The 17,908-nt window shown below is 69.9% G+C and carries 13 protein-coding genes; 5 read left to right on the top strand and 8 right to left on the bottom strand.

Annotated elements, in window-relative coordinates; genetic code table 11:
* The first annotated feature begins 120 nt into the window (after window positions 1-120).
* A complete protein-coding gene (locus tag ACEXQC_RS09090) occupies window positions 121-867 on the top strand; it encodes a DUF4190 domain-containing protein (protein ID WP_374820672.1) in 747 nt (248 codons plus the stop codon).
* Between the two features lie 275 nt (window positions 868-1,142).
* Here the strand turns inward: ACEXQC_RS09090 and ACEXQC_RS09085 are convergent, their stop codons facing one another.
* The 5 genes from ACEXQC_RS09085 to ACEXQC_RS09065 all read right to left on the bottom strand — a co-directional run bounded on the left by ACEXQC_RS09085 (window position 1,143) and on the right by ACEXQC_RS09065 (window position 7,971).
* Window positions 1,143-3,038 carry a DUF2207 family protein gene (locus ACEXQC_RS09085; RefSeq protein WP_374820669.1) on the bottom strand — a complete coding sequence of 632 codons (1,896 nt, stop codon included), beginning with the start codon at window positions 3,036-3,038 and terminating at the stop codon, window positions 1,143-1,145.
* A 91-nt stretch (window positions 3,039-3,129) separates the two neighbouring features.
* Complete coding sequence (locus tag ACEXQC_RS09080) at window positions 3,130-3,885, bottom strand: septum formation family protein (RefSeq protein WP_374820666.1); 756 nt, start codon at window positions 3,883-3,885, stop codon at window positions 3,130-3,132.
* Between the two features lie 2 nt (window positions 3,886-3,887).
* On the bottom strand, window positions 3,888-4,436 hold the full coding sequence (pyrE, locus tag ACEXQC_RS09075) for an orotate phosphoribosyltransferase (RefSeq protein WP_374820663.1): 549 nt from the start codon (window positions 4,434-4,436) through the stop codon (window positions 3,888-3,890).
* Window positions 4,433-5,686: a YihY/virulence factor BrkB family protein gene (locus ACEXQC_RS09070; RefSeq protein ID WP_374820661.1), complete on the bottom strand. Its 1,254-nt coding sequence runs from the start codon at window positions 5,684-5,686 to the stop codon at window positions 4,433-4,435. The genes pyrE and ACEXQC_RS09070 overlap by 4 nt, the downstream gene beginning before the upstream one ends.
* Window positions 5,687-5,742: 56 nt before the next feature.
* Window positions 5,743-7,971 carry a cell wall-binding repeat-containing protein gene (locus tag ACEXQC_RS09065; RefSeq protein WP_374820658.1) on the bottom strand — a complete coding sequence of 743 codons (2,229 nt, stop codon included), beginning with the start codon at window positions 7,969-7,971 and terminating at the stop codon, window positions 5,743-5,745.
* A gap of 62 nt (window positions 7,972-8,033) precedes the next feature.
* On the opposite strand from ACEXQC_RS09065, the gene ACEXQC_RS09060 reads away from it, so the two are divergent.
* The gene (locus ACEXQC_RS09060; RefSeq protein ID WP_374820655.1) at window positions 8,034-8,876 is read left to right on the top strand and encodes an exodeoxyribonuclease III; all 843 of its coding nucleotides are present in this window, start codon (window positions 8,034-8,036) and stop codon (window positions 8,874-8,876) included.
* Window positions 8,877-8,900: 24 nt separating this feature from the next.
* On the opposite strand, the gene ACEXQC_RS09055 is transcribed toward ACEXQC_RS09060, so the two are convergent.
* Entirely contained in the window at window positions 8,901-11,270 is a 2,370-nt protein-coding gene (locus ACEXQC_RS09055; RefSeq protein ID WP_374820652.1) for a cell wall-binding repeat-containing protein, read from the bottom strand.
* Window positions 11,271-11,408: 138 nt separating this feature from the next.
* On the opposite strand from ACEXQC_RS09055, the gene ACEXQC_RS09050 reads away from it, so the two are divergent.
* Both ACEXQC_RS09050 and trxA read left to right on the top strand, forming a co-directional pair.
* Window positions 11,409-13,397, top strand: coding sequence for an APC family permease (locus ACEXQC_RS09050; protein WP_374820649.1), 1,989 nt, complete (start codon window positions 11,409-11,411; stop codon window positions 13,395-13,397).
* Window positions 13,398-13,450: 53 nt separating this feature from the next.
* Window positions 13,451-13,852, top strand: coding sequence for a thioredoxin (gene trxA, locus ACEXQC_RS09045; protein ID WP_374820646.1), 402 nt, complete (start codon window positions 13,451-13,453; stop codon window positions 13,850-13,852).
* A 6-nt stretch (window positions 13,853-13,858) separates the two neighbouring features.
* On the opposite strand, the gene ACEXQC_RS09040 is transcribed toward trxA, so the two are convergent.
* A complete protein-coding gene (locus ACEXQC_RS09040) occupies window positions 13,859-14,470 on the bottom strand; it encodes an NAD(P)H-dependent oxidoreductase (RefSeq protein ID WP_374820643.1) in 612 nt (203 codons plus the stop codon).
* Window positions 14,471-14,571: 101 nt separating this feature from the next.
* Here ACEXQC_RS09040 and ACEXQC_RS09035 point away from each other — a divergent pair, with 101 nt between their 5' ends.
* Window positions 14,572-15,180 (top strand): TetR/AcrR family transcriptional regulator, encoded by a 609-nt coding sequence (locus ACEXQC_RS09035; RefSeq protein ID WP_374820640.1) that lies wholly within the window; start codon window positions 14,572-14,574, stop codon window positions 15,178-15,180.
* A gap of 97 nt (window positions 15,181-15,277) precedes the next feature.
* Here the strand turns inward: ACEXQC_RS09035 and ACEXQC_RS09030 are convergent, their stop codons facing one another.
* Complete coding sequence (locus tag ACEXQC_RS09030; RefSeq protein ID WP_374820638.1) at window positions 15,278-17,866, bottom strand: metallophosphoesterase family protein; 2,589 nt, start codon at window positions 17,864-17,866, stop codon at window positions 15,278-15,280.
* Between the last annotated feature and the right edge of the window lie 42 nt (window positions 17,867-17,908).

The raw sequence follows: 17,908 nt of genomic DNA, 5'->3' as shown, positions 1-17,908 counted from the left end.
CTCCTGAGACCCCGGTCTCACGGGCGGCCGGCGCCCGTCCCCGCACGATCATCCCTGGGTACCACGCGCATCCTCCGCCGGTCCGATGGCGCGGATGGCGGCGCTCCCTAGCGTTGAAGCATGACGAACGACACCCTCACCCCCGACTCCCCCCGTCCCGCCGCCACCGTGCTCGCGGAGACCCACTCGGCCGCCACCGCCCTCGCGGAGCCCCACTCGGCCGCCGCCACCGGCACGCACCCGACGCTCCCTCTCGGCAAGGAGGCGTCCGAGCACCCCACCGTCCCGCTCGGCAGCACCGTCCCACTCGAAGGCAACGTCCCGCTCGGCAACACTGTTCCACTCGGCAGCACCGTCCCACTCGAAGGCAACGTCCCGCTCGGCAACACTGTTCCACTCGGCAGCACCGTCCCACTTGGCAGCACCGTCCCCTTCGGCGCCGTCACGCCGCTCGGCTCTGCGGCGCCGGGAGACGCGGGCATGGCCTCGGCACCCGCTCCGGTGGGTGGCTACTCCTCCGGGCGGTACGAGCAGGGCGGCTACGTTTCCGCCTCGGGCGGCATCGGCGGAGGGCAGTCGACCCCCGCGGTTCCCGCCCCGGCCGCCGCGAACTACGCGCCTCAGCCGCGCACGAACACGCTCGGCATCCTGACGCTCGTGTTCGGCATCCTCGGATTCGGCCTCGTGCCCGTGATCACCGGACACATCGCCCTCGGCCAGATCAAGCGCAACGGCGAGGATGGTTACGGCATCACCGTCGCCGGCCTCATCCTCGGCTACATCACGCTCGCCGTGTGGGTGCTCATCGCCCTGTTCTGGCTCAGCGCCGTGGGAGTCGCCATCATCGGCGCCCTCGCAGCCGCTTGATCGGCACCCCGATCGCCCCACCCGACGGCCGGGTGCCGCCCGAGCGGCCCCGTCCGTCCAGCGGCCCCGTCCGTCCAGCGCCCCGCCGCCTGGACCACCATCCGCCCTCGTCCGGCTAGCACCGTTCGCACCCGTCGGCTCCGCCCGGCTAGCGCGGTTCGCCCGCCTCGACCGCACGCCATCTTCGCGGGTCCGCCGGTTTCCCACCCCCCACCCGCGCCGATCCCACCCGCCTGGACCACGAGCCGCCCCGCCTCGGGTGCAGTGGGCCGGCGTCAGACGCCGCCTACTCCTCCGCCGCCGCCTCCGCCGCCCGAGAAGCCTCCGCCGCCCGAGAAGCCGCTCGAGCTGGAGCTCGAGGTGCCGGTGAACGCCGAACCGGTGCTCGTGCTGAGGGTGCCGATGCTCGAGGCGAAGACGTAGGCGTTGAAGCCCGTGCTGCCGCCGTACCAGTCGGGCTGCGTGTCGAGGCTCTCGTAGTAGGTGCCGAGCACCTTCGCCCACTCCGTCTCGAGACCGAGCAGCACGGCGTAGGGCAGCAGCTTCTCGTAGAGCTTCACCACCTGCCCCCAGTCAGGCGCCGAGACCCCCGAGCGCAGCGCCCCCTCGGGGCTCTGCAGCAACCGGAAGCGCTCCTCCTCTGCCCACTCGATGTACATCTTGATGCCCTCGATGTAGTCCCGCAGCTCCGCACCCTTCGCGGTCAACGGCGAGCGGAACGCGGTCAGCAGCACCAGCACCACCACGCCGATCGACACGAACATGAGCAGCACCGGCCACGGCCCGCCGAGCCCGGCGTCCGAGGACATCACCCCCGTCACGAAGCTCACGACGGTCAGCACGATGGACCCGATGAGCAGCAGCGACCCCGGCCATCCGAGACCCGACTTGAAGTACCCCTCCGCGAGCGACCGCTTGCGTGTCGCCGTGCGGAGCGACTGGATCTCCTTCGCCAGACCCGCATCCTTCTTCTTGAGCTCGCGCCACGCCCCCGGCTTCAGCTCGGGCCCGAACAGCGCCCGCGCCAGAGCGAGCTCGTGCGGGTTGAGACCCTCCGCCGTGAGCAGCTGCAGCCAGTAGACCGGCTTCGACGACAGCACCCCCTCGTCGACCCGCTCCACGATCTGGATGTTGTGCCGCACGGCGAAGTCGACGAACGACGCCGCCGACGACCTCGTGGTGCGCTTCATGACGGCCGACGCGATGAGGAGGTCGGCGCCGGGCGGGACGGTGAACTCGGGCACGATCACGGGCCTGCCCGGTGCATCGCGCAACGCCGTGAGCCTGTAGACGACTGCGAGCACCCCCACCAACACAGCGAGCAGCGTGGCGATCGCCTGCACCCAGCCGGAGGCCGCCGAGAAGTACGCGGTGTCGCGCTCGGTGAAGGTGCCTGCTTCGAACGCGATGCCGACGGTCACGTTGTCGCCAGGCGCGAGGTTCTCGTTGAGCGTGGTGAACACCGCCGCCTCGGCCGGCGCGGTCTCGGCACCCGTGCTCGTGGTGTCGGGTTCCGCGTCGTCGCTCGTGCCCACCCCGGCGCGCGTGATGGTGCACGTGTCGGTCGATCCCTCCGGGCCCACAAAGCACCCGGTCTCGCCCGTGAGCGCACTCACCAGCTCCGGCGCCACGACCGTGGTGGTGGTGTGCACGGCGATCGGCTGCGCCGAGATCGTGCCGTTGGTGTCGCGGTAGAACTCGTCGTCGTCGGTGTTCTCGAAGGATCCGGTGACGTCGCGCTGCGTGTAGGTGAGCACGTAGCTCTGCTCGCCGTGCACGTAGTCGTCGGCGGCGATCGTGACGATGAGGTTCTCGTCGTCGGTCTCGGTCTCAAATGGTCGGGGCGTGCCGGTCTCGTCCGTCACGCTCACGAGCTCGAGGTCGGTGGGGTGCCCCTGGTAGGTGAGGGGCAGCGCCCTGCGGATGCCCCGGTTCTGGTCGATCTCAGGGAAGACCGCCACGTACTCCTCCACCGTGGTGAGGGTCGAGTGCCCCTCGGCGTCGATGCCGAGCTCGTACCGGCCGTCGAACGAGGCGAACTCGAAGTCGTCGACATCCGCCCGCGCCGCCGGTGCCCCGGCGAGCAGCACGAGGGCGAGCAGCAGCACGGCGAAGACCGCCCCGGCGGCTGCGGCGGCGGAGAACCTGCGGCGATGAGCGAGTGCGTTCATGGTCGTTTCACTCTAGCCCGCGCCGCCGACATTGCTGAGCTTCACTCAGCAAGCGACGTCATCGGCCCGTCTGCGGTCAGCGCTCAGCCCGTCAGCCGGCGGGTGCCACCAGCGAGGCGCCGAGCGGCTCGCCCGAGGTGCGGCTGAAGAAGCAGTAGTAGCTGCGCTCTCCCGCCACCCACTCCGCCTCGGTCACCGGATACGCCGCCTGCCATTGCGCATCCGGGAGCGCGCCCGCCGCCGCGTAGTCGAGCACCGCGGGCGCCGTGCAGAGCAGGTTGAGCCGCCCGGCGAGCTCGGCCTCACCGGGGAACGGCACCGCAGCGCTGGCGGGATCGGCGGGGTCGGTGAACGATCCGCGGGTCACCAGCTGGGCGTTGTGCTCGCCCGCGCAGTCGACCACGGTGAACTGCTCGCTCCAGGGCGACGTGAAGCCGCCGAGGCACTCGCCGCCGCTCAGTTCGTTCCAGTCGTGCACACCGGGCCCGACCGGTCCGGTCGGCGCGGCCGCCGCAGCCTCGGGAGCGGGGTCGCTCGTGGGAGGAGCCGTCATGGCCGCAGCCTCCGACGGAGCGGCCGTCGCCGATCCGGATGCGCCGGACACGGACTCGTCCACCTGGTCCGACTGGCCTGATCCACCGGCGCCCGCCCCCGCCGCCGATCCACCAGCCGCCATCCCCGCGAAGAACAACGCCACCGCGACCCCAACAGCCACGACGACACCCACCACGAGCACGACCCACACGAACCGCGCGTCGCGAGCCCCACCACCGCCGCTCGATCCGCCCTCATGGTCCACAGCAGTGTCAGACTCACGCACCCCGGTCGACGCACCCTCGTCGGTCATGGCTACTCCAGGCCCAGGTCCGCCAGTCCGATCGCGTAGTGGTACGGGTATCCGGCCTCCTCGATGCGCTCGCCGGCCCCGGTGCCACGGTCGACCACGACGGCCACCCCCACCACGATCGCCCCCGCCTTCTCGAGCGCGGCGATGGCGGCGAGCGGCGATCCGCCGGTCGTGGAGGTGTCCTCGAGCACGATCACGCGCTTGCCGGCCACATCCGGGCCCTCGACCTGGCGGCCGCGACCGTGGTCCTTGGGCTCCTTGCGCACCACGAAGGCGTCGTAGGAGAGGCCACGGGCGGCGCCCTGGTGCAGCACGGCCGAGGCGATGGGGTCGGCACCCATGGTGAGCCCGCCCACGGCGTCGACATCCTTGATGCCGGCGATCAGGTCGAGCATGACCTGCCCGATGAGCGGGGCGACCCGGTGGTCGAGCGAGACCTTGCGCAGGTCGACGTAGTAGCTCGCCTTCTTGCCGCTCGTGAGCGTGAAGTCGCCGTGGAACACGGCGTCGGACGAGATGTACTCGATGAGTTGGCTGCGCGCGTCGGTCACGGAAGCAGTTTAGCCGGGGCCTCTGCGACACCGCGGTCGAGCAGCGACTGCAGCTCCTCCTCGGCCGCATCGGTGCGCCAGCGCGCGCCGGGCCGCCGCCACCAGGTGGCCGCCTCGAGCTCGGCCCGCGCCTCGCGCACACGCACCTCGGCGGCGAGCAGCATCGCGTCGTACTCGAGGGCGGCGCGCTCCTCGGCGGTGGGTTCGTAGAGCGCCTCGCCCTTGTCCTCGGCCGAGACGGCGATCCAGGATGCCGCCACGAGCGTCACCACGCTCGTCAGCCGGAACCACAGCAGCAGCGCGATGAACACCACGAACGTCGAGAGCAGCGGGTTGCTCGTGGCGCCGCCGAGCAGCTGCGAGCCGAGCACCTGCAGCAGCAGGAGGGCCGCGGCGCCGAGCAGCGCGCCGAGCCCCATGCGCTTGAGGGTGAGCCTGGCGCCCGCCACGAAGCGGAACAGCACGAGCAGCGCCGCCGTGTCGATCGCGTAGACCACGGCGAGGCCGATCACGCGCACGAGGGTGGTGGAGAAGTCGACGAACGCGTCGGGGAAGAGCGAGAAGATCCAGTCGAGGGCGGCCGTGCTCGCCACGCTCAGCACGGCCGCCACGAAGAGCGTGATGCCTAGGGTCAGCGACACCAGGAGGTCGCGGGCCTTGAGCAAGAGGTACGAGCGGCGGTCGCGCGGCATGCCGAAGATGGCGCGCACGGCGATGCGGGAGTAGGTGATCCAGCCGATCGCCGTCCACACCAGCACGGCGAGCGCGGCCACACCCGTGATGGTGAGCACCGAGGCGCTCGACTGCGCGATCTGCTGCAGGTCGGCGGCGCGGATGATCGCGTCGTCGCCGATGAGTCCCGGCACGTAGGTGTTGATGAGCAGGATGAGGGCGTCGAGCGTCTCGGGCGACCCGATGAGCCAGATGCCGGCGACCGCGAAGGTGATGTAGACGGCCGCGAAGACGGCGAACAGGGCCTGGTAGCTCATGCCGGACGAGAGCAGGAACCCGTTGCCGGCGAGGAACCGCCGCCATACCCGTGCGGGGAAGAGGGCGAGGGTCTTGTGGGTGACCGTGGTCACCCGAGCCATCGGCACCTCGAAGCGCTCCATCCGCTCCCCGATCCGCAGCTCGACCCTCCGCCGCAACCTCGCCTCCGCGCCGGCGCTGCTCTCAGCGGCGGCGTTCGTCTCGACGACGCGCCCCTCACCGCGCTTCTCGGCGGCGTCGCGCCTGGCAGGTCTCCCCATATGAAAAGCCTAGGGCTGGCACCCGTCTCGGTGAGCGGCGGGGACTCGGGCGATCCCTAGGGCACGAGGAACCTCCCGAGGTCGCTCTGCACCGCATCCGAGACGGTGGCCGAACCGCCGAGCACCACGATGCGCCGCGGCTTCAACCGTTCGAGTTCTGCGGCCACGGCCTCGGGGATGCCGTCCCTAGTCACGAGCAGCACCGGCGCATGGTTGGCGATGGCGGCCGCCGACCCGGAGAGCGCATCCGGGAAGACCGCACCGGAGGCCACATAGGCCGTGCCGACATGAGGATCGAAATTGGCAGCAGACACGTTCGCCGACACGGCGAACCGGTCTGCACCGCCCACCCGCGTCACCGTCGCCGACCTAGGCAGCGTTGCGAGCACCGCCTCCGAAATGGTGTTCGGACCGCCGAGCACCACGATCTCCGACGGCGCCAGCCTGGCCAGCTGAGCCTTCACCGGATCGGGTACCCCGTCTTTCGTAACGAGGAGAACGGGCCCCCTGCCGGCGGTGGCCGCGGCCCCGGCGAGCGCATCGGGGAACACCTGCCCCGATGCCAGGTACACCTTCTGCAGAGGGCCCGTGGGGAACGCCGCGGCCGCCATGGCGGCAGACACCGCGTAACGATCCACTCCCCCGATGCGCTCCACCGTGGCGCTGTACTTCTTGAGGGCGGCTTCCACCGCGGGTGAGATCGTATTGACCCCGCCAGCCACCACGATCTTGCGCGGCCTGAGACGCGCCAGCTCGGCACCGGTATCGGTGGGGATCGCGTCCGCCGTCACCAACAGCACGGGGCCACCTCCCGCCCCGGCCGCGGCCGAAGCCGACAGCGCATCCGCGAACCCGGCGCCGGTAGCCACATAGACGACGTCGCGGTCCGAACCGAAGGTGTCGGCCCCTACTCCGGCCGCCACGCCGTACCGATCCGCCCCGCCGATGCGGTCGACACTGGGGGCAGCGATCTCCCGGGCGTAGATCTGCTTGCCGGTCGCTGGCGGATCCGTGATCGTCCGGTCCCACGTGCTGAAGCCCACCGTGCTGCCGTCCCCCGACATCGCGAAGTCCTCCGCTCCTTGGCTCGACCCCCGGGTGGGGTCGAGTGCGGCCGTGCTCATCATCGTCGTCACTCCCGAACGGAGGTCGCGCCGGTAGACCTGCGAGGTGAAGGTCCACGAGGTCGTGAGGTTACGCGCTTGCGACACGAACGCGACAGCGCTGCCGTCGGCCGACATGGCGGGTGCGTAAGAGGTTCCGTCCGCTTTCCCAAGGCCGGTGCGGTCTGCGCTGATGAGAGTGTTGCTGTCGCTGACCAGGTCGCTGAGTGTGATTTGTCCTCCTTCGCTGTAGACCACTTTGGATCCGTCGGCCAAGACGACCGATCCAGCACTGTCCACAGTGGTCCCATTGCCCGTCGGCCCCCGGCTAACGAGCGCGGTGCTACCCGCTGCGAGGTTCCGCATCCAGATCTGCGTCCTGAACTTCGGAGTGTCAGCCGCGAAGTTGGAGGCCGCCGAGGTGAACGTGACAATCGACCCGTCGGCGGAGATCGAGGGGTGGCTCGCGGTCTCATTGGCCAGGTCGGGATCCAACCTCAGATTCTGCAGGCTGACGAAGCTGATCGTCTTGGGCACCCCCAGAGATGCCGCGAACACTTGGGTTCCGCGTGAGGTCGCTCCCTCGACCAGGTCGGTCGCCGCGGAGGTGAACGCAACGATGTTCCCGTTGGCGGAGATCGCGGGGTCGTACGAGAATCCGTTGCCTGGCCAATTGGTGGGAGTCCGCGTGAGAAGCACAACACCTCCCGGTGCTGTCAGATCTCGGACGTAGATCTGCGTGAAACCACTGCTGCCGCCGTCGAAATTCGTTGACCTCGACACGAAGGCCACTTTCGAGCCATCGCCGGAGATGGTCGGCTGACTCGACCCATCGTCGCCGGGTTGCCCGGCCGCATCAGCACTCACCAGCACGACCTCGCCCGTCTCGAGGTCCTTGCGATAGACCTGCGCGGCGGAACCGGACGTGGAGGTGAGGTTTGTGGCTTTCGACACGAAGGCGACGTACCGCCCGTCGTGCGACATCGACAGCTCCGAGGATTCTCCGTTGCCCGGCACCCCGGTGGGCGAGGAGCTCACCACCGTCGCGACCGCCCCACCGGCAGGCAGCGCCACCACCGCAGACGACGGAACGACGACAGACGCCGCCACCAGCGCACCGACCACGCCGACAACCCCGCCAAGCCCGGCAACCCCAGCACCCCGAAACAGACTTTTCCTCATTTCATGACACTAACTCATTTCGGCAGGCGAAGGCCAGCGATCCAGCCAGGTAGCGTGGGGGGATGCGTGTTGCCACCTGGAACGTGAACTCCATCCGCGCCCGAGTCGGCCGGGTGGTCGACTGGCTCGTGCGGCAGGACGTCGACGTCCTCGCCATGCAGGAGATCAAGTGCAAGGAGTCGCAGTTCCCGTTCGAGGCCTTCCAGGAGGCCGGCTACGAGGTCGTGCTGCACGGCCTCAACCAGTGGAACGGAGTCGCGTTCGCGAGCCGCCTCCCGATGCACGACGTCGAGAGCACGTTCACGGGCATGCCCGGCTTCGGCAAGGCGCTCGACGACGGAACGCTGCCCCTCGAGGCCCGCGCCCTCGGCGTGACCGTCGACGACGTGCGGCTGTGGAGCCTCTACGTGCCCAACGGCCGCGACCTCGACAACCCGCACTACACCTACAAGCTCGCCTGGCTGCACGAGCTCGCGGAGCAGACGCGCGGCTGGATGGCGGAGCACCCCGACCAGCCGCTCGCGCTCATGGGCGACTGGAACATCGCCCCCTTCGACTCCGACGTCTGGGACCGCGAGCTCTTCGAGGGCTCCACCCACGTCTCCGAGCCCGAGCGAGCGGCCTTCCGCGCCTTCGAAGACCTCGGGCTCGCAGATGTCGTGCGCCCCCTCGTGCCCACCGGCTACACCTACTGGGACTACAAGCAGCTCCGCTTCCCGCGCAACGAGGGCATGCGGATCGACTTCATCATGGGATCGCCGGCCTTCCAGTCCCTCGTCACAGCGGCCAGCATCGACCGCGAGGAGCGCAAGGGCGACGCCCCCTCCGACCACGTCCCCGTCGTCGTCGACCTCGACATCACCCCCGACGAGGACGACGACGACCGCCCCATGATCTTCGGCTGACCCCCGCAGGCCGCATCCCACCGACTAGCTGGCCAGGTACGTGCGCAGCTTCTCGTAGACCACCTCGGAGATGGTGGAGGCACCCCCGAGCACCACGATGCGGGTGGGCTTCAGTCGGGTCAGCTGCGCGGCAACACTGGGCGGCACCGTGTCCGCCGTGACCAGCAGCACGGGCGCCGCAGCACCGATCGCGGCAGCTGACCCCGACAGCGCATCGGGGAACACCTGTCCGGATGCCACATAGACCGTGCCTCCTGAAGCCGTGAACGAGACTTCCGCCACCTCAGCCGATACGACGAACCGATCGGCACCCGCAACGCGAGTTGTGGCCGGCTGCAGCCGCTTCAGCTCACCCACCACTGACTCCGCCACCGTGTTCGTGCCGCCGAGCACCACGATCGACTTGGGCCCCAACCGCGACAACTCGGCCATCACGACCGCCGGCACACTGTCCTTCGTGGTGAGCAGCACGGGCCCGGCCGCGAGACCGGCGGCAGCCGACCCGGACAATGCATCTGGGAACACCGCCCCTGACGCCACGTACGCCACCGGCGCCCCGGCCGGGAACGACGACGACACGGCAGCCGACACGGCGTACCGGTCGGCCCCGTCCACCCGGGTGACCTTCGACGGCCCGGAGACGTACGCCGCCAGGGCGGTCTGCACCGAGGCCGACACGGTTGCCGTGCCGCCGAGCACCACGATCCTCTGAGGCTTCAACCTCCCGAGCTCCTGGCCGATGACCGCGGGCACGTCATCCTTCTGCACCAGCAGCACCGGCCCGCTCCCGACCCCCGCAGCCGCCGAACCCGACAGCGCGTCAGGGAACACTGCCCCCGACGCCACGTACGCGACCGGCACCCCCGGGCTGAACTTCTTCGCCGAGATCCCGGCCGACACCGCGAACCGATCCGCACCCCCGATCCGCTCGATCACCGAGTTCGACACGGGCGGCCCCGACGGAGTCGGCGTGGGCGTGGTCGTGACGGCCGAGGCAGTCCCCCGGAGGAAGACCTGCAGAAAAGCGGGAGCCACGTCGGTGAGCTCGGAGGCGGCGGACACGAAGGAGACGAACCGCCCGCCCGTCGACACCGATGGTTCCCGCGAACTGTTGTTCCCGCCACGGAGCGGATCGGTGCGCACAGCGCTGACGAGGGTTGTGGTTTCGGCGCTCAGCGATCGGAGAACGACCTGCGACTGAGCGCGGAAGTCGGCTGCGAGCAGATCACCGGCCGCGGAGATGAAGGCGACGTGACCCCCATCGGGTGACACTGCCGGAGTGGTCGAGATCCCATTGCCGGCAGCAGTGCCATCGATCGAGAGGCTGACGAGCGTGGAGGCCCGCGGCCCCGCGAGCACTCGCCGGAAGATCTGCTGCATCACATCCGACGTCCCTGCCGCGCCTCCGGTGAGGTTGGATGCCTTCGAGGAGTACACCACCACGGTGCCGTCGGCCGTGATCGACGGTTCGCCCGAATCACGATCCCCCGCCGCCAGTTCTGCAACGCCCGCGCTCACGAGCTGCGTCGTCCCGGTGAGCACGGTGTGCGCGAAGACCTGGCTGCGGCCGCCGGCGGAGTCTGCGGTGAGGTTCGTGGCCCTGGACGAGAAGGCCACCACGGAACCGTCGAACGAGCTCGATGGTTCCAGAGCATCCGACCCCGCGACGTCCGGCATCGGATACCGCCGCGAGTCCTGCAGGCTGATGAACGCGGTCGTCACCCCTGACGGGTTGTCGAGCCTGGTCTGGTAGATCTGCACCCCGCTCGGCGCCGCACCGGCGACCAGGTCGGTCGCGAGCGATTCGTACACCACCGACATGCCGTCGCCGGCGATGCTCGGCGCATTGGCCTGACCGTTGCTCCCTTGGATTCCCGCACTGTCGACAGTGACCAGGCGGGTGCCGCCGCCGGGTGCCATGTCGCGCACGAAGACCTGGAGACCCGCGCCGGCGGCGTGAGGATCGAGATTGGTGGACTCCGACAGGAAGGCGACGTAGCGCCCGTCCGCCGAGATGGACGGTTGCGTGGAGTGCGAGTTGGCGGGTGGCCCACCATCTCCCGTCGCACTGACAAGACGCGTCACTCCGGTGGCGACCTCTTTGCGATACACCTGGAAGCCGCCCGACATCGGGTCCGTACGCAATCCCTCCGATGCGAACACGACGAATCGCCCATCGGCCGAGACGGATGCCTGTATCGCCGCGGCGTCGAAGCGGGTGCCGGCGCTGTCCGTGCTCACCAGAACGGTCTGGCCCGCACCAGGGGCGACTCCCGGCGCGTCGGCGTAGCTCGCCGAGATCCCCGCCGAACCGATCACCAGACCGATCGCAGCCGCCACCACGATCACGAAGCGTCCCCGTCGCGGGCCTGCCCACTGCCATCGAATTGTCATCGCATCCCCGATTGTCAAAGATTCCTCATCATGAGGATGCCTCAGTCAAGGCGATCGGCGGGCGCATGTCAAGGGCGGGGCAGAAGTCGCGCAGAAGTCGGCACCGGCGCGTCGGGGGATGCGTGTATAGATGGAGCCATGACCTCGAACCCCGGCGCCGCCGAGAGCCTCACACCGGGTGATCCGCGGCCCGCAGGCAAGGCGCAGAGCCGCCTCGCCCGCTGGCTCGCCGACGGCACCGATCAGGCCGGCAAGCACCCTGGCCCCGGCGCCGCCAAGCCCGAGAAGACCCACTCCTGGTGGCGCGTCATGTGCCTCACGGGTGTCGACTACTTCTCGACCCTCGGCTACCAGCCCGCCATCGCGGCCCTCGCCGCGGGCCTGCTGAGCCCCATCGCCACCATCGTCCTCGTGCTCGTCACACTCTTCGGCGCCCTCCCCGTCTACCGCCGTGTGGCCCGCGAGAGCCACCGCGGCGAGGGCTCCATCGCCATGCTCGAGAAGCTCCTGCCCTGGTGGGGCGGCAAGCTCGTGGTGCTCGTGCTGCTGGGCTTCGCGGCCACCGACTTCATGATCACCATCACGCTCAGCGCAGCGGATGCGAGTGCGCACGCCATCGAGAACCCCTTCGCCCCGAGCTGGTTCGAGGGCCAGCAGGTGCCCATCACGCTCCTGCTCATCGCCCTGCTCGCCGTCGTCTTCCTGCGCGGGTTCAAGGAGGCCATCGGCATCGCGGTCGTGGTCGTCGCCCTCTTCCTCGTGCTCAACGCGGTCGTCGTGGTGGTGGCGTTCACGCACGTGTTCGAGAACCCGCAGGTCATCGACGACTGGTGGGGTGCGCTCACGACCCAGCACGGCGATCCGCTCGTCATGATCGCGATCGCGCTGATCGCCTTCCCCAAGCTGGCCCTCGGGCTCTCCGGCTTCGAGACGGGTGTGGCCGTCATGCCCCAGATCAAGGGCGCACCGGGCGACACCCCCGCCAACCCGGTGGCGCGCATCCGGGGCGCCCAGCGCCTGCTCACCACGGCCGCCGTGATCATGTCGACCTTCCTCATCACGTCGAGCCTCGCCACGACCCTCCTCATCCCGCAGGAGGCCTTCCAGGCGGGCGGCCCCGCCAACGGCCGCGCACTCGCCTACCTCGCCCACGAGTACCTCGGCGAGGGCTTCGGCACGGTCTACGACATCTCCACCATCGCCATCCTCTGGTTCGCCGGCGCGAGCGCCCTCGCAGGCCTGCTCAACCTCGTGCCCCGCTACCTGCCGCGCTACGGCATGGCACCGCACTGGGCCGGTCTCGTGCGGCCGCTCGTGATCGTGTTCCTCGTGATCGCCGTCATCATCACCCTCGTCTTCGACGCCAACGTCGACGCGCAGGCAGGCGCCTACGCCACGGGCGTGCTCGTGCTCATCACCTCCGCCTCGGTGGCCGTGACCCTCTCGGCCAGGCGCAAGAAGCAGAAGGCGGCGATGATCGGCTTCGCCGTGGTCACGCTGGTCTTCGTCTACACGACCGTGGCGAACATCATCGAGCGGCCGGACGGCGTGCGCATCGCCGCGCTCTTCATCGTGGGCATCATCGCGGTCTCGATCATCTCGCGGGTGCAGCGGTCGTTCCAGCTGCGCGCGACCTCCATCACCCTCGACGCCGCCGCGCTCGACTACGTGCTGACGGATGCCGACGAGTACGACTCGATCCGCATCATCGCGCACGAGCCCGACGTGTCCGACTCTCCCGACGAGTACCGGCAGAAGATCAAGGAGGAGCGCCGCGACAGCGGCATCCCGCAGCGCTCGCCCGTGATCTTCCTCGAGGTGCACCTGCAGGACTCGTCGAACTTCGAGGAGGACCTCCATGTCACGGGCGAGGTGGCCGACGGCTTCCGTGTGCTCAAGGTCACGAGCGCCAACGTGCCCAACACGATCGCCACGGTGCTGCTCGAGATCCGCGACCTCACGGGTGTGGTTCCGGATGTCTACTTCGAGTGGACGGAGGGCAGCCCCATCTCGAACATGTTCCGCTACCTCATCACGGGAGCGGGCGAGGTGGCCCCCGTCACCCGCGAGGTGCTGCGCAGGGCGGAGCGGGATCGCACCCACCGCCCCGAGGTGCACGTGAGCTGAGAGCGCGCGACGACGGCTGGGAATTCCCGAGCCGCTGTGCCGTTAATGGATGCATGTCCACGAAGACTCTGACCATCGACAACCACGACGAGACCGTCGCAGACGGCATCGTCCTGATCGACTTCTGGGCCGACTGGTGCGGCCCGTGCAAGCAGTTCGCCCCCGTGTTCGAGAAGGCCTCCGCCGAGCACAGCGACATCGTGTTCGCCAAGGTCGACACCGAGGACCAGCAGCAGCTCGCCGCCTCCTACGGGATCACCTCGATCCCCACGCTCGTCGGCTACCGCGACGGCATCCCGATCTTCGCCCAGCCCGGAGCGCTCCCCGGCACCGTGCTCGAAGACGTCATCAAGCAGGTGCGCGGCCTCGACATGGAGACCGTCAAGAAGGAGTACGCCGAGGCGGTGGCCGCTCAGCAGCAGCAGGCCACCACCCCGTCTCCGGATGCGATCTAGCTCTCGCTAGGCCGCGTCGGCGTCGCGCTGCGAGCCCGCCGCCTCCTCCGCCGCCGCCGCCTCGATCCCGTCGAGCGCGGTGGCGAACCCGGCGAGGAACGCCTGGAGCTGCTCCACGATCTCGGAGTCGTCGCTCGGGTGCGTCTCGGCGAAGCGCACGACCGAGTTCGGGATGGAGAGCGTGTGCTCGCCCAGTACGTTCGCGCCCGCGATGCCGAACGACTTACGAGCCTCGTCCTGGGCCCACACGCCGCCGAACTGGCCGAACGCGGTGCCGATGACGGCGACGGGCTTCGCCACGATCGCCGCCACGCCATAGGGGCGCGACGCCCAGTCGATCGCGTTCTTGAGGTTGGCCGGCAGGGTGCCGTTGTGCTCGGGAGTGACGACGAGCACCGCGTCGGACGCGGCGATCGCGGCCCGGAGGTCGACGACCTCGGCGGGGAGGGCGCCTTCGATGTCGCGGTCCTCGTTGTAGAGCGGGAGCTCCCCGTGGCCCTCGTAGAGCGAGAGCGAGAGGCCATCCGGAGCGTGCGAGACGGCCGTCTCGGCGAGCTGACGGTTGGTGGAGGCGGTACGGAGGCTGCCCACGAGCACGAGCACGTTCTTGTCGGTCATTGTTCTCCTGGAGGTCGGGCCGCCCGGATGGAACGGCACAGCGGTCGTCCGACTATAACCGGACTACGGTCCGTTTATTCCGTGCGTGCTACATTTCACGCATGACCGGGGTGGGTGAGACAGCGGGCCCGCTCGTGCCGCAGGTCGGCCCTCCGGCCCCCGTGCGATCGGATGCGGCGCGCAATCGCGCCCGGCTGCTCGAGATCGCCCGGCGCATCGTGACCGTCGAAGGGGTCGCCGGGATCACCATGGATCGGCTCGCCGCGGAGTGCGGACTGGGCAAGGGCACCGTCTACCGGCGCTTCGGCTCACGGTCGGGGCTCCTCGTGGCGCTGCTCGACGACGTGGAGCGCGACTTCCAGAGCCGCTTCCTCGGCGGGCCGCCGCCGCTCGGTCCGGGAGCGCCACCGGTGGAGCGCCTCGTGGCGTTCGGCCGGGAGCGCATCGCGATCCTCTCGACCCAGGGCGATCTGCTGCGCGCGGCGTCGGCACCCACCCACGACCACTACGCCGTGCCGGCCCGCCGCGTGGTGGAGCTGCACATCGCCACGCTGCTCAGGCAGGCGGGGGTGCAGGGCGACATCCCGGTGCTCGTATTCGAACTGCACGCCGTGCTCGAGGCCATCCTCACGGTGCCGCCGGGCAGCAAGCCGCCGATCGCGCGCCTCGCCGATGGCTGGGAGCACCTCGTGCGCGCCATCACCCGCTGACACGAGGAGAAACGCCACTGAGACGAGGGGCCGGGATGCGACTCCCGGCCCCTCGTTCGTGCGTGCGGTCAGGCGCGCGACTGCCCGTGTGGGCGGGTCAGGCTCGCGCGCGGCGTCCCGTGCGCCAGAGCAGTGCGCCGGCGCCGAGGAGAAGCGCTCCGAGCACACCCGCGAGGGTCGGCGCGAGGGTCGCGTCGACTCCCGTGCTGGCGAGCGACCCGTCACCGGGTGCTCCCGCCACGGCGGCCTTGGTGACGGTGATCTCCGCCAACGCCGAGAGGCCGGTCGTGGCGCCCCGCAGCTCGATGCGGTGCGTTCCCACCGGGGTGTCGGCCGGGATGGCGACCGTCATGCGCACCGTGCCGTTGATGGCCGTCTTGGTGCCGAGGTGGTGGGGCGTGCTGAACAGGGTCGCCGCCACCTCCTCGCTCGAGCCGAAGCCCGTTCCCGTGACCGAGACGCTGCCGCCGGCCACCACCGAGGAGGCCGAGAGGGTGACGGTCGGGTTCGCACCCGGGGTCGTCGGCGCGGGCGGTGGGATCGACGTGGGCGAGGGCACCGGGGTCGGGGTCGGGGTGCCGGTGGGCACGGGCGTCGGCGTAGGCGTCGCAGTGGGCGTGGGCGTCGCGGTCGGCGTCGGCTCGGGCGTCGGCGTCGGCTCGGGCGTCGGCTCCACGGCCTCGCGCCCCAGCGAGAACCGGTCGAGCTCCACCGGAGCCACCTCGGGCGTGCGCACGTCGTAGATGTAGCTGATGACCTCGTTCGATCCGGTGTCGAGCAGCGTGAACACCGCGTGGTCGTTGCTCTGCACGAACGGCGTCTTCACGCCGGCGGCGTTCACCGGCGCCTGCCCCGTGGGCATGATGGGCTCGAGCCCACCCGGGTTGCCCTGCGGCAGGTAGTTCGAGGCATCCCACGGCAGCGGCGGCACCCCGCGCGAGTTGCCGCTCAGCTCGTGGAACACCCGGTAGGTGTTGCCCGTGTTCGACGTCTCGAGGTAGTTGACGCCGTTCTCCGACTTGAAGCGGTTCCAGATGTGGTTGTGCGCCTGCTGCACGAGGTCGACCCCCGCCTCCTCGAGCATGGGCTCGAGGTCGTTGAGCAGGTGGTTCTCGGATGCCGGGTAGTCGTAGCGGATGCCCACGAGCTCACCCTCGGCGTTGGTCTCCTCGATGCGCACGGGGTCGGTGAAGTGCGGCATCACGTTGCCGCCCATCGTCTGCGCGCCCTCGTGCATCATGACCACACGGAAGCGCGCATCCTTGAACTCCTCGCTCTCGAGCTCGCCCGCGAGCCATTCGAGCTGGGCGCTGCCGTCGTCGATCGGCTCGAAGATGAACTCGCCGTGACCCTGCGAGAGCGGGGTGTCGAGCACGCTCGGCAGCTCCTGGTAGCGGGAGTTGCCCGTGCGGGCGGCGGGGTCGGCCTGAGCGGACTCGCCGCGCCAGATGCGCGTGGAGTAGAGCGAGATGAGGCGCACGTCGCCGACCGTCACGGCGTAGTAGCGCTCGCCGCCCGAGGCCGACTCCGGCAACGTGAACATCTCCTCGTAGGTGGTGGAGCTGAACGAGTTGTCCTCGAGCCAGGCCTCCTTCACCGCGGCGTCGCCCGTGGGGTTGACGGTGGCGGCCACCTTCTCGTACTCGGCGAGGGCGACGTCGCGCGGAACGGGGGCGTTGAACGATCCCGAGATGCTCGTGGCACCGTCGACCCTGCCCTGCACCTCGTGGTTGCCGATCGCGGGGTAGATCGGTGCGTTCTGCAGGATCTCGGCCCCACGGTAGACATCGCCGTTGGTCGAGGCCCGTGCGGCGTTGCCCTGCAGCACGGGGAAGAATGCGCCGCCCCTTGTGTCGTCGAACCACTCCGACGCGCGGTCGGGCTGGTTCACGAGGTCGCCGGCGAGGAACACGGCGTCGATGTCGCCGAAGGTCTCTGCGGCCTTCTCGAGGTTGGCGGCCGTGTTGCTCATGGCCTGGTGGTCGCTCGTGATGAGGATGCGCTGGTCGTCTCCGGCCTGGGGAGCCGGGGTGAGCGAGAAGGCGCCGGATGCGGCCAGCTCGGTCGCCGCGTCGCCGAACGACACGACCCGGTAGGGCACCCGCTCGCCGTGCTCGAGCCCGGTCACGACGGCTTCGTGCCGCCACACCTCGCGCTCGGCCACTCCGGCGGCCGGCTTCTCCTCGGCGGGGATGTACGAACCCGCGTCTTCGACGAGGCGTGAGAAGCGTGCGCTGTCGGCGTCGTACACCGCGATGCCGGCGAGCGCGCCTGCGGCGGCTTCGTCGAGCTGGTCCTCGGTGAGGGCACCCACGGTGTCGCCGACGAGCACCACGCTCTCGGAGCCTGCGAACTCCGTGGTCCAGACCACGTTCACGCTCGACTCCCCCGGCGCCTGGAGGAAGGGATCGCTCAGAAGCTCGAGCGCGCCGACCGGATCGGTGCTCGCTGCGGTGCCCGGCTCGCCGGCGGCCAGTGCCTGCTGCGGGTCGACGACCGCGACGGCGAGCAGGAGCGCGCCGGCGGTGAGGGTGGAGGTCACGAGGGCGGCCCGGCGGGAGGGGCGCACAGCGGGCCCGGAGGAATCAGAGGGAGCCGTGGGGCCAGTGGGACCGGTGGGTTCGGCCTCCCCCGAGGCCGAGGTGGGGGAGAGAGGGCGTCGTGCGGAAGCAGTGTGTCGAGGCATCGCTGACTTTCGTGGTGGACGGAGTGGTGAGCGCGGTCGCGC

It is taken from the genome of Herbiconiux liukaitaii (assembly GCF_041927495.1).
GTDB classification, from domain to species: Bacteria; Actinomycetota; Actinomycetes; order Actinomycetales; family Microbacteriaceae; genus Herbiconiux; species Herbiconiux liukaitaii.
Note: the sequence above shows the minus strand (reverse complement) of the source record. Positions and strands in the feature narration are given on the sequence as shown.

Coding starts and splice junctions, on each gene's coding strand:
- ACEXQC_RS09090 (WP_374820672.1), top strand. CDS start 121: ATGACGAACGACACCCTCACCCCCGACTCCCCCCGTCCCGCCGCCACC.
- ACEXQC_RS09085 (WP_374820669.1), bottom strand. CDS start 3,038: ATGAACGCACTCGCTCATCGCCGCAGGTTCTCCGCCGCCGCAGCCGCC.
- ACEXQC_RS09080 (WP_374820666.1), bottom strand. CDS start 3,885: ATGACCGACGAGGGTGCGTCGACCGGGGTGCGTGAGTCTGACACTGCT.
- ACEXQC_RS09070 (WP_374820661.1), bottom strand. CDS start 5,686: ATGGGGAGACCTGCCAGGCGCGACGCCGCCGAGAAGCGCGGTGAGGGG.
- ACEXQC_RS09065 (WP_374820658.1), bottom strand. CDS start 7,971: ATGAGGAAAAGTCTGTTTCGGGGTGCTGGGGTTGCCGGGCTTGGCGGG.
- ACEXQC_RS09060 (WP_374820655.1), top strand. CDS start 8,034: ATGCGTGTTGCCACCTGGAACGTGAACTCCATCCGCGCCCGAGTCGGC.
- ACEXQC_RS09055 (WP_374820652.1), bottom strand. CDS start 11,270: ATGACAATTCGATGGCAGTGGGCAGGCCCGCGACGGGGACGCTTCGTG.
- ACEXQC_RS09050 (WP_374820649.1), top strand. CDS start 11,409: ATGACCTCGAACCCCGGCGCCGCCGAGAGCCTCACACCGGGTGATCCG.
- trxA (WP_374820646.1), top strand. CDS start 13,451: ATGTCCACGAAGACTCTGACCATCGACAACCACGACGAGACCGTCGCA.
- ACEXQC_RS09040 (WP_374820643.1), bottom strand. CDS start 14,470: ATGACCGACAAGAACGTGCTCGTGCTCGTGGGCAGCCTCCGTACCGCC.
- ACEXQC_RS09035 (WP_374820640.1), top strand. CDS start 14,572: ATGACCGGGGTGGGTGAGACAGCGGGCCCGCTCGTGCCGCAGGTCGGC.
- ACEXQC_RS09030 (WP_374820638.1), bottom strand. CDS start 17,866: ATGCCTCGACACACTGCTTCCGCACGACGCCCTCTCTCCCCCACCTCG.